Origin of the sequence: Dolichospermum lemmermannii CS-548 (assembly GCF_028330815.1) — a bacterium.
Taxonomy (GTDB): Bacteria; Cyanobacteriota; Cyanobacteriia; order Cyanobacteriales; family Nostocaceae; genus Dolichospermum; species Dolichospermum lemmermannii.
Genome location: NZ_JAQMTJ010000282.1, coordinates 1 through 12,351, shown reverse-complemented (window position 1 = coordinate 12,351; position 12,351 = coordinate 1). Strand labels below are relative to the sequence as shown.

The following is a 12,351-nucleotide window of genomic DNA, read 5'->3' as shown; positions in this document are numbered from 1 at the left end:
GAGTAGGGGAAGTAGGGGGAGTAGGGGAGAAATTTCTTCCTTCTTCCTTCTTCCCTACCTCCCGTACCTCCCGTACCTCCCCTACCTCCCCTACCTCTTCTTCCTCCTGAACTCCTGACTCCTGAACTCCTGACTCCTTCCTTCTGATAGCGAAGCGTGGCGTTAGCCATACTCCTGAACCATTACCTGATGACTAGTACACTGCGGCGCAAATCAACCAACAATTAAAAATTCCACAAAAAGCTTGTGTAATCTGCTTTTTTAATTTTTAATTGTTAATTTTTAATTCCGCTGTGCGGTACTAGATTTTATTCATCATCAAAGTCTTCATCATCTTCCTCATCTTCATCTTCCTCAAAATCTTCATCATCTTCAACAACAATATCGCTAATTTCATCAGCAATTAAATCATCATCATCATCTAAAATCAGTCTTTCCCCTATCTTGCTACCAAAAGCACCATCTCCCATTCCCGGTGCATCCAAATTATAGAGTTTCGCTGTCCGGTCATCTAACACCATGTCCAATGGGTCATCAACCTCATCCAGCACCCCACTACCCGGCTCTATCACGTAATCATCAATCACCCCCGCTTCCTCATAGGTGTTGTACCCAGTCCCAGCGGGAATCAAGCGCCCAATGATCACGTTTTCCTTGAGTCCGCGCAGCCAATCCGATTTACCCTCAATGGCAGCTTCCGTTAATACCCGCGTGGTTTCCTGGAACGAAGCCGCAGAGATGAAACTGTCAGTATTCAACGATGCCTTGGTAATCCCCAGCAGCATGGGAGTATATTCCGCTCTAGCCCCACCAGTAATGGACATCGCCTCATTCACCTGCTCCACCTGCCGCAATTCCACCAACTCACCCGGTAGCATAGTTGTGTCCCCACCGTCATCAATCCGCACCTTATTGGTCATTTGGCGGACAATCACCTCAATGTGTTTGTCAGAGATCTCAATCCCTTGAGACTGATACACCATCTGCACCTCATTCACCAAAAAGGTCTGCACCTTCTGCAACGCATGACTCGCACAAGCATAGACCCCATCCTCTGACCCCAAGCTGAAGAATATCTCCAAAATTTCATGGGGATTAGAAGGGCCATCAGTCATTGGTTGTCCAGCCACAATCTGCGCCCCGTCAGGAACAATCAAGTTCTGCCCCGGTCCGAGGGGATAGTCCGTCACTGTCCCATTAGCTTCCACAATCTTAATAGAATAGGCCTCACGAGTAACAGATGTCACCTCATCCCCATCCCCATAGACAATCTTCACTTCCCCTGGACGACGCGCCAAAATGCAGCCTTCCTTGGGTTTGCGGGCTTCTAGCAGTTCCTCAATCCGGGGCAAACCTTGGATAATGTCCCCAGTCTTGGCTCGTTCAAACACCAACAACACTAAGTTGTCACCCCGTTGCACCAAATCCCCATCTTCGACCTGTAGCACTGCCCCAGGACTGACTCGGTAAGGACGACCAACGCGGAGAGTAATAGAGTGGGCTGAATTGTCCTTTGTCAGCGATGCACTGAGCTTGTCGAAGTGTTGTCCGTTGTCCGTTTTTTTATCACTGACCCCTTCGGGGTTCGTCAGTCGCTCATGGGGGAAACCCCCAAGACCGCGCTGACTCACCACTGACGACTGACCACTGACGACTTCCATCACCTGACCCGATTCAGCGGCGAATATGCCCGGAGCAATTTCGCTGCCTTCCACTACCAAATCTCCCTTCTTGATATTCGGCAGCACATTCGTACCTATAGTTACCAAATCATTGGGACGCAACACCAAACAACGGCGCACCGTTTCCGCCCCCTGCTGCACACCGCGAACAATTCCCCCTTCCTTACACAATATCTTCGTCCGTGCTACCACAGCCCCCGGTTCAATGGTGTCACCGTCCGCAACTTCCAAATTAGTCTCTGTGCTGCCTTGGGTCGCATCCGCTGTAATGTCGCGCCGCACTACCAAAGACTCCAAAATCACCAACTGTAACCGCTGAATTTCCTCATTTTCAGCATCAGTAATCAATTCAATGTCCGCAGCCAAAGGCGAAGCCCCGTGTTCTCCCTCCGTCTCCTGCTCAATCTCCAATACTATCTGTGTCCGCAGCAGTTCCACACCCTCCACCGACTTCACCCGCTCTGAATCCTTATAAGGAATCCTTTGCACCGCTCGTAACTGAATGGAACGCCCTGTATCCTGACTCACCGTCGTTGTCGCTGGGACATCAGGGTGGGTTGGCACAGCAAATTCTACCACCGGACGACTCAGCAATGCCGGACCTTCGGGAGTCTCCACGTACTGGATATACCGCAACTCCGTCGCCACCATTCCTTGCAACTCTTCACCGGGCTGCAAAAATGTATTGTCATGGGCGATCGCAGTTTCCGGATCATCTACCATCAACAACTCACCCGGTTTCACCACCACTTCTCGCAAAATGTCATTCTTTTGGGTAACTTCTACCACCCCACCGGTTTGACAGAAAATGTCTTTGACCACTTCCGTTCCCGCTTCCACATACTGGCCATCCTCAACCAGCAGCAAGGAAATATCCTTGTTCACTTCATGGGTTTCTTCCGGTATCCACAGCAGCGTTCCCCCCTGCACCACCTCATAGCCCAATTTGGCTTTTCCTTTCTTCTGTACTTCCACTTGGGCAAATTTCAATAAGCCCCCGGTGGTCGTCCGGTACTGGTCATCAATCAATTCTGCCACTACCTGACCATTCTGCACCTTAGTCCCCGGAGTCGCCCGCAAATTAAATACCTGATTATTCGTGGTTGTAATCAAGTAGCTATTTCGCCCTTGGGAACTCTGGACGGTAATCGCTGCCTGATCCAATACCACAGAAGCGGTAATAATCTCGATTTCCCGCGTCCCTTTCCCGGGAATGGCTTCTGGTAATCGCACTACGCCTCCATGTACTGTTGTCAGCTTGGTTTGCGCCAATACTCCATTGGTAGCGATCGCATCCCCATTCTTGACAATCAACTCCGCCCCCGGCAGCAAGTTATATACGTCCCCCGATAGAATCCAAATCAAACCGCCTCTAGAAGCAGTAGTAGTGGTATTCCCCTGGCGGTCAGTCTTTGGTTCTGCCACCAGATCCGCAAATTTCACCTCACCAGCCAAGTCAGAAGCTACGTCTTTCACGGCTTTTTCTGTATTGGTTCTGGTGGTTCTACCTCCCAGCGCTACCTCAGCCACCAAATGCTCTGCCAATACCTGCTGACCATTGTGAATATATAGAGTTGAACCCTGGGTAACAGCAATTTCCTGGCTTTCCCCCGTTCCCGACTTCTTATCGCCCTCAATCGTCAAGGTCCCGTTGGCTTCCACATACAGGGCATCTTCACCATGACGAGTGCGATAGGGACGGGTTTGCAATTTGCGAGGAATCTTCACTGTTCCTGCCACCTTAGACCGCACCTGTTGGGCAACTTCCCCGGTGAATACGCCTCCAGTGTGGAATGTCCGCATGGTCAACTGCGTCCCTGGTTCGCCAATACTTTGGGCGGCAATAATCCCCACAGCTTCACCCAAATCTACCATCTTGGCATGGGCTAAACTCCAACCGTAGCAATGCTGACACACTGACCGGGCAGCTTCACAGGTCAAGGGACTGCGGACTGTTACCTTTTGGACTCCGGATTTTTGGATAGCGATCGCTAAATCATCATCAATGGGTGTATTCCGCAGGGCAATGATTTCGCCTGTGACGGGATGCACCACATCCTCACCCACAACCCGACCCATCAACCGCGTTGCTAGTTTAATTAAGATTTTATTCCCTTCGACCATTGCCCCAATGGTTAAGCCCTTATTTGTGCCACAGTCAAACTCTCGCACAATCACGTCCTGGGACACATCCACCAACCGCCGGGTCAAGTACCCAGAGTCAGCAGTCCGCAGCGCCGTATCCACCAGCCCCTTCCGCGCTCCATAACTAGAAATAATATATTCTGTAACTGTCAAACCTTCTCGGAAGTTGGTTTTAATTGGTAAATCAATAATTTCCCCCTGGGGATCTGCCATCAGTCCCCGCATCCCCACCAACTGCCGCACCTGGGAAATATTCCCCCGCGCCCCGGAAAAGGCCATCATATACACGGAGTTGAGGGGATCTGTTTTCTGGAAATGCACCACCACCTCATCCTTGAGTGCTTCTGAGGTACTGTTCCAAGTATCAATTACTTTCTGAAAACGTTCAACTTCGGTAATTTCCCCCCGTTGATAGCGTTCCTCCGTTACTAAAATTTCCATCTCTGCTGCTTCCAGCATCTCTTTCTTAGCCGGAGGAATCATCAAATCATCCACACTAATAGATACTCCGGCTCTGGTAGCATAGCGAAAACCCAATTCCTTGAGTTTATCGGCCATTACTGCCGTCCGCGCTGTTCCATAATGAGTAAAAGACCAAGAAATCAGGTCTCTCAACTTAGCTTTGTTTACTACCAGATTCCGAAAAACTGCTTTAGTCATAAGTCACTTCGTTCCAATTAAAAATTACAAATTAATAATTAAAAATTAAGAGAAGAAGAAATTAAAAACAAAAGAAGTTTTTCAATTAAAAATTATCAATTTTCAATTTCCAAAGTTATTTCTTTCATTTTTAATTTTTAATTCTCAATTTTTAATTTCCCTAAGCATCTATCGCTTCCTGAATTGCCTGGTTATAAATTGCTCGTCCTGGAGTCGTATAAATATACTGAGAAATCAAATTCCCCTCCCCATCTTCCCGCACCCGTCGGAACTTATAAATCAGAGTCCGACTCATCAGCCTGCCCTTAGCGTCTTTGTCCTCAATTACCTCCACAGGTTCAGTATCCGGTTCACCCGAATCAATTTCCCCATCAAAACGCACATAAATATAGGCATGAAGCTCTACCTGTTTCGCCTCATAGGCCATAATTACATCATCCAAAGAGGAGAAATACTTACCCGCCCCCTTGGTTGCCTTGGGGTTTTCCGCTGTCAAATAATATGCTCCCAACACCATATCTTGGCTAGGAGTCACAATCGGTTTGCCCGTTGCTGGTGACAAAATATTATTAGAAGCCAGCATCAACAGCCGGGCTTCAGCTTGACTCTCCAAGGACAAGGGAACATGAACCGCCATTTGGTCACCGTCAAAGTCAGCATTAAAGGCGGGACAGACTAAAGGATGGAGTTGAATGGCTCTCCCTTCTACCAAAATCGGTTCAAAGGCCTGAATCCCCAATCGGTGCAACGTTGGCGCTCGGTTTAGCATCACTGGATGCCCCTCAATCACTTCCTGCAACACATCCCAAACACTGGCATCATTGCGAGAAATCAGCTTTTTCGCTGCCTTGATATTGTTCACCATGCCGGAACGAATCAGACGATTGATCACAAAGGGCTGAAACAACTCAATGGCCATTTCTCTGGGTAGACCGCACTGGTGAATCTTCAGATTCGGACCGACCACAATTACCGACCGTCCCGAATAGTCCACCCGTTTACCCAGCAGGTTTTGGCGGAAACGTCCTTGTTTTCCCTCAATAATATCGGACAAGGATTTCAGCGGACGGTTATTAGCCCCCACCACAGTCCGTCCCCGCCGACCATTGTCAATCAAGGCATCCACAGCCTCTTGCAGCATCCGTTTCTCGTTGCGGACAATAATCTCCGGCGCGAGAATTTCCTGAAGTCTAGCCAAACGGTTGTTGCGATTAATCACCCGGCGGTACAAATCATTTAAATCGCTGGTGGCAAATCTGCCTCCATCTAGCTGCACCATGGGGCGCAAATCTGGGGGAATGACGGGAATAATTTCCATCACCATCCATTCTGGCTGAGAACCGGTAGCGATGAAATTATCAATTACCCGCAGCCGTTTAATTAATTTTGCCCGTTTCTGACCCTTGGCCTTTTCGATTTCATCCCGCAGGGTTTCCGCTTCTTGCTCCAAATTAATATCTGCCAACAGCCGCAACAGAGCTTCAGCGCCAATGCCAACTTCCACACCCTCTAACTGGGAATCTTCGCTGTAGATAGCATCTTCAATTTCTAACCATTGGTCTTCGCTCAACAGTTGTTTGTAACTGAGAGTATCAGCGTTGCCCGGTGCTAAAACGCAGTAGGAGTTGAAATAAACAATCTGCTCCACATCCCGCAACGGCATATCTAGGAGAATAGCAATATAGCTAGGAATCCCTTTGAGATACCAAACATGAGCCACAGGGGCTGCCAACTTAATAAAACCCATCCTGTGGCGACGGACGCGGGACTCTGTAACTTCTACACCACAGCGCTCGCAGACAATCCCTCTATGGCGCACCCGTTTGTACTTACCACAATGGCATTCCCAATCCTTAGCTGGTCCAAAGATGCGCTCGCAAAACAAACCATCCATTTCTGGTTTGAGGGTGCGGTAATTAATAGTTTCTGGCTTGGTAACTTCACCTACAAGTTGTCCATTGGGTAAAGTCCGTTCACCCCATTGACGGATGCGTTCTGGTGAAGCTATGCCAATTTTTACGTAGTCAAATTGATTAGTTTGGGGGGATCTCATGAGAATTAAAAATGAAAAATTAAAAATTAAAAAAGGAGAACAAAACAATTAAAAATTGAGAATTAAAAATTAAAAATGAAGAGCGAAAAACCTCTTAAATTTTTAATTTATAATTTTTAATAAACAATTAAAAATTGAGAATTAAAAATGAAGAGCGAAAAACCTCTTAAATTTTTAATTTTTAATTGATAATTTTTAATTGTTACTCTTCCCCTTCCAGAGACTCACGAGAGAGTGACTCATAAGTCGGTCTAGGAGGTGTGCGCCGGGCAGCTTGGTCTGCCATTAGGTCTACTTCCACATCTAGGGAACTACCATCTGCTTGGGTTTCCACCTTATGCACGGCAATATCCAAACCCAAAGATTGCAACTCACGCATCAATACTTTGAAAGATTCAGGAGTACCAGGACGGGGAATAGCCTTACCCTTGACAATGGCGTTGAGGGCTTCATTCCGTCCCTGCATATCATCGGATTTGACAGTTAACAATTCTTGCAAAGTATAAGCAGCGCCGAAAGCTTCCAACGCCCAAACTTCCATTTCTCCAAATCTTTGCCCACCCTGTTGAGCCTTACCGCCCAAAGGTTGCTGAGTCACCAGAGAATAGGGTCCAGTGGAACGGGCGTGAATTTTGTCATCAACCAAATGCACCAGCTTGAGCATATAGGCCACACCGACGGTAATAGCCCGGTCAAATGGTTCACCAGTGCGACCATCATAGACCATGATTTTACCGGCATTGTCGGGGTTATAGATCCAGTCTTTAGTGGTTTCGTCTCTGGCTTCTTGGAGTTTGCCGTGAACTAGCCGCCGGGAAGTTTCTTCGCCATACATTTCATCGAAGGGAGTAATCTTGAACCTGACTCCCAAATTATGACCTGCCCAACCCAGTAAACATTCAAACACCTGACCCACATTCATCCGGCTGGGTACACCCAAGGGATTGAGAACAATATCCACGGGTGAACCGTCAGCTAAGTAGGGCATATCTTCAGCAGCCAGAATCCGGGAAATAATCCCTTTGTTGCCATGTCTCCCTGCCATTTTGTCGCCCACTTGGATTTTGCGCTTTTGAGCGACATAAACCCGGACTACCATATTTGCCCCCGGTGGCAGTTCATCACCTTGTTCACGGGTGAACAACCGGACATCAACTACCCGACCTTTTTCACCATTGGGAACTCGCAGGGAGTTGTCGCGGACATCACGGGCTTTTTCACCAAAGATGGCGCGGAGGAGTTTTTCTTCGGGGGGTTGGTCAGATTCACCCTTGGGAGTAACTTTTCCCACGAGAATATCCCCAGCATCTACCCACGCCCCAATGCGGATAATGCCTTGTTCATCCAATTGTCTGAGGGCATCTTCACCAACGTTGGGAATTTCTCTGGTGATTTCTTCGGGTCCGAGTTTGGTTTGTCTGGCTTCGATTTCGTATTTTTCGATGTGAATGGAAGTATAGATATCTTCCTGTACCAGACGCTCGGAAATGAGGATTGCATCCTCGTAGTTGTAGCCTTCCCAGGGCATATAGGCGACAACTATATTTTGTCCTAGTGCCAGTTCTCCCCCTTCTGTGGAAGAACCATCTGCCAATACTTGACCGGCTACTACTTTTTCGCCAATTCTCACCAATGGTTTTTGGTTTAAACAGGTGTCTTGGTTAGAACGTTGATATTTGGAAAGTTTGTATTTAAGTTCTTGGCCTTTTTCAATAACTTGGCTACCACTGGCTGCTGACAACTGACCACTGGCGCGGACACGAATTTCTGTGGCATCAACATAGACTACATCGCCATCGGTGCGGGAAACTATCACCATGCCGGAGTCTCTGGCGGCTTGGGCTTCCAAACCGGTTCCCACCAAGGGGCGTTCTGGTCTAAGTAGGGGTACAGCTTGGCGCTGCATATTAGAACCCATCAGTGCTCGGTTAGCGTCGTCATGTTCCAAGAAGGGAATCATGCTGGTGGCTACTGAGACAATCTGCACTGGAGAAACTGCCACATAATCCACCTGTTCGGGTCCGGTGGTTGTCCAGTCTTGGCGATAGCGCACTGGCACGTGGGGTCCTTTGATGTAACCATTTTCATCGAGGGGAACGTCACCTGTGGCTGTCCGCAGGTCGTCTTCTTCGTCTGCTGTCATGTAAACAGGCAGCACATCAAAGAGGACTTTGCCATTTTCTACTGGTCGGAAGGGTGTTTCTAGAAAACCATAGAGGTTAACGCGGGCATGGGTGGCTAATGAACCGATGAGTCCGGCATTTGGTCCTTCTGGTGTTTCAATGGGGCAAATCCGTCCGTAGTGGCTGGGGTGAATATCTCGAACTGCAAACCCGGCTCTTTCTCTGGTCAAACCACCTGGTCCCAAGGCACTGAGGCGGCGTTTATGGGTCAATTCTGCCAAGGGATTAGTTTGATCCATGAATTGACTGAGTTGGCTCGAACCAAAGAATTCTTTGATAGCTGCTACTAAGGGTTTGGGGTTAACTAGAGATGCGGGAGTGAGAGATTCGGCATCGGATACGGTCATCCGTTCTCGAATAATTCTTTCTAAGCGATTTAACCCTACTCTGACCTGGTTTTGCAGCAATTCACCAACGCTTCTGACTCGGCGATTTCCGAGGTGGTCAATGTCATCAATACTACCAATGTCATATTCTAGATTTATGAGGTAATCAATGGCGGCTAAGATGTCCCCAGGGGTGAGGACGCGCATGGTGTCGGGGGCGGAAAGACGAAGTTTTTTGTTGAGTTTATAACGTCCAACTTTACCCAGGTCATAGCGTTTAGGATCAAAGAAGCGGGAGTCTAAAAGCTGTTGTCCACCTAAAACTGTGGGCGGTTCACCGGGACGAAGTTTCCGATATAATTCCATTAGGGCTTCTTCTTCGGAAAATTGCCCTTCTTTTTCGATGGTTTTTTGGAAGTATTCTGGATGGCGCAGTGCATCAAATATCTCGTTATCTGATAATCCCAGGGCTTTCAACAGTACCTGGGCTGACAGTTTCCGGGTTTTGTCTATCCGTACCCAAACTAAGTCATTACGATCTGTTTCAAATTTCAGCCATGCCCCCCGGTTCGGAATTAAGCTGGCAGAATAAGTCCGTCGTCCGTTTTTATCAATTTCTGATTTATAGTAAACTCCAGGCGATCGCACAATTTGATTGACAATGACGCGTTCAGCACCGTTGATAATAAATGTGCCTCTATCTGTCATCAATGGCAAATCGCCAATAAATACTTCTTGTTCTTTAATGTCTCCTGTTTCTTTGTTTAGCAACCGGGTGGGGACATACATTTGCACTGCATAAGTGCTATCTCTTCGCTTGGATTCTTCAACACTGTATTTAGGTTCTTTGAGTTTATAGTTATTGCCTAAAAAGTGCAGTTCTAGTTTGCCAGTGTAGTCTGTAATTGGACTAAAGGAGTTCAGTTCTTCGATTAGCCCTTCTTCTAGAAACCAGCGAAAACTAGAACGCTGAATTTCAATCAAGTCGGGTAATAGAAAGGCGGATTCCATGTATTTATCGTCGTTAGTCATGCCTTTACCTTTATCAACCTGGTTAAACTTTCAAAGAGGTATTGGTGGAGTTCTGCCATGAAGGCTTTTTTGCATAAAATATGAATTGGTGAGTGTTGAAGTCTATTTACTTGGTAACAGCCTGCTCCACCGACAATTTAGCTGATAGCGTGGCGTTGGCTATAAGATTTTTTTTACTTCACACTTCTTCATACTTCACCCCTCACACCTTATGCCTGATACTTTATCCTTGCTGTAAGATCCCCAAACTGGGAGTTCCGCAAGAGTCGAATTCGATAGCGCAATATGGCATCAGAGCCTGCACTATGGATTTGATATGGATATGATTGTCTGGACTAGACAATTATTTTTAACGATTTTCTTTATTGTTTGATATATTGAAGGATTGCTGTTTTCAGGTTTCAAGTTTTTTTTAGTCAACCTAGGTTGCCACGGTTTGTTATCTATTGAGAGCATCCGTTTGTAGAGATTTAAGTGGATGGGCAGACAATTTTGGATTTTAGATTGGGGTTGTTGCGATTGATCAAGCTGGCTAAAACCACAAATTCCCAAACTGGCTAATATCATTTTGATAACAGCACAAATTGAGTTTTAGGAGTTATTATCCTTCCTTTACCATTATGGCTTAACCTAAATGTTTTAGAGGGAATAATTCTAGCACATTTTCATTCAATAGAAGTATCTTCTTGATGAAATCAGCGCTAATTCTTTTGGACTTGATGCTGATCTACAACGCTAGACCAAATAATCTACAGGCATTTTGGGTGGTTTTCTGGGCAATTTCCTCTATTGTTTCTTCTCGTAGTTTTGCTAATTGCTCCGCTACATAGCGAACATTGGCGGGTTCATTACGCTTTTCGCCACGTTTGGGAACGGGTGACAGAAATGGACAATCTGTTTCTATCAGTAAGCGATCGCTATTCACCATTGCGGCAGACTCTTGAATAGTTTTAGCATTCTTGAATGTCACTGTGCCGCTAAAGCTAATATAGAAACCTAAATCTAGAAACCATTGAGTTTCTTCTGGTGTCCCTCCCCAGCAGTGCATGACACCCCGTACCCTTTCCCCATGGCAATTCCGCCATTTTTGCAATACATCCCTGACTGCTGGTGCAGCATCACGACAATGGATGATCACTGGTAAATTCAGTTCACAAGCGATCGCTAATTGTGATGCAAATACCTCATGCTGAAGCTCATAATTATCTGCTTTGTAGAAATCCAACCCCATTTCCCCAATGGCTACCACTTGAGAATGAGAACTGGCTAAAGACTTGATTTGGGCGGCTGTTTGGTCATCCCATTTATGAGCATCCAGAGGATGCAGCCCCACAGCAAAGCTAAGTTCAGGAAACTGCTCGGCTATGCGCCTAATGCTCGCAAATTCCTGGGGGTGAACACAGGAGTGGACTAATCGGACTACTCCTGCTTCTTGCCACCGAGTGCGAACGGCTGCTAAATCTGGCTGGAAAGTGTCAAAGTTAATGTGTACGTGGGTATCTATAAGTTGCATAGCTTATCATTAATCAATGGTCAGTGGTGAGTTAGCGCGGTCTTGAAGGTTTCCCCAATGAACAAATGACTAACCCCGGAGAGGGTGAGTTGTCAACAAACCACTGACTATTGACTAAGCAGTAAGGGTTTTGTGTTTACGAGCTAAACTTGACTTTTTTCTAGCTCCATTGTTGGCATGAAGCACACCAGCCTTTACAGCTTTATCAATTTTGCTGTAAGCTTCGGACATTCTCGTTTCCACTTCCTGCTTGAGTTCTGTTGTCGGGTTGGCAGCACAAGCTTCCACAGAACTAAAGTATTTCTTCATCAGCGTTTTAACTGCTGATTTATAAGCTTTGTTACGCAGTCGGTTTCGTTCTCCGATTTGAGCGCGTTTAAGAGCAGATTTTGTATTCGCCACAGTAATTCCAAAAAAGACTATTAATTATGTACACACACTACTAGGTTTAATAAATATAGCATTATTTTTGCTGATGTGATAATTTTTGAAAAAAAATATTTTATTTGGGCGTAAAAGCTGATGCTTACGGCTAAAAAAATAGATTAGAATGGTTTACTGACAAGGAAAACAGACCAGTTACCTCAATTCAGACAGAGGGAATATTAAATTTCTGGGGTTCCTTTTAGGAACTACGGTCAGAAACGGTAAGTTCTACCGAGATTGCCTGTGGAGCGGAAAAACCTCTTAGAAGCCATTCTAAGACCGTGATGAAGCAGGAAGTAAACACTAAGGTTATCGCTGTCCAGATGTGTCT

Annotated in this window: 5 protein-coding genes; all 5 read right to left on the bottom strand. The window is 46.4% G+C overall.

Annotation, left to right across the window (positions count from 1 at the left end; translation table 11 throughout):
* Positions 1–308 precede the first annotated feature (308 nt).
* A complete protein-coding gene (locus PN450_RS19665) occupies positions 309–4,487 on the bottom strand; it encodes a DNA-directed RNA polymerase subunit beta'' (protein ID WP_148764604.1) in 4,179 nt (1,392 codons plus the stop codon).
* Between the two features lie 160 nt (positions 4,488–4,647).
* Positions 4,648–6,540 carry a DNA-directed RNA polymerase subunit gamma gene (locus PN450_RS19660; RefSeq protein ID WP_015083024.1) on the bottom strand — a complete coding sequence of 631 codons (1,893 nt, stop codon included), beginning with the start codon at positions 6,538–6,540 and terminating at the stop codon, positions 4,648–4,650.
* 202 nt (positions 6,541–6,742) lie between these two features.
* Positions 6,743–10,081, bottom strand: a complete 3,339-nt coding sequence (gene rpoB, locus PN450_RS19655; protein ID WP_168652194.1) for a DNA-directed RNA polymerase subunit beta — start codon at positions 10,079–10,081, stop codon at positions 6,743–6,745.
* A 727-nt stretch (positions 10,082–10,808) separates the two neighbouring features.
* Positions 10,809–11,594, bottom strand: coding sequence for a TatD family hydrolase (locus tag PN450_RS19650; RefSeq protein ID WP_271837286.1), 786 nt, complete (start codon positions 11,592–11,594; stop codon positions 10,809–10,811).
* Positions 11,595–11,708: 114 nt separating this feature from the next.
* The gene (rpsT, locus tag PN450_RS19645) at positions 11,709–11,996 is read right to left on the bottom strand and encodes a 30S ribosomal protein S20 (protein WP_015083021.1); all 288 of its coding nucleotides are present in this window, start codon (positions 11,994–11,996) and stop codon (positions 11,709–11,711) included.
* Between the last annotated feature and the right edge of the window lie 355 nt (positions 11,997–12,351).

Bases quoted from the DNA above. Each gene is read 5' to 3' on its own strand.
- PN450_RS19665 (WP_148764604.1), bottom strand. From the start codon at position 4,487: ATGACTAAAGCAGTTTTTCGGAATCTGGTAGTAAACAAAGCTAAGTTG.
- rpoB (WP_168652194.1), bottom strand. From the start codon at position 10,081: ATGACTAACGACGATAAATACATGGAATCCGCCTTTCTATTACCCGAC.
- PN450_RS19650 (WP_271837286.1), bottom strand. From the start codon at position 11,594: ATGCAACTTATAGATACCCACGTACACATTAACTTTGACACTTTCCAG.
- PN450_RS19660 (WP_015083024.1), bottom strand. From the start codon at position 6,540: ATGAGATCCCCCCAAACTAATCAATTTGACTACGTAAAAATTGGCATA.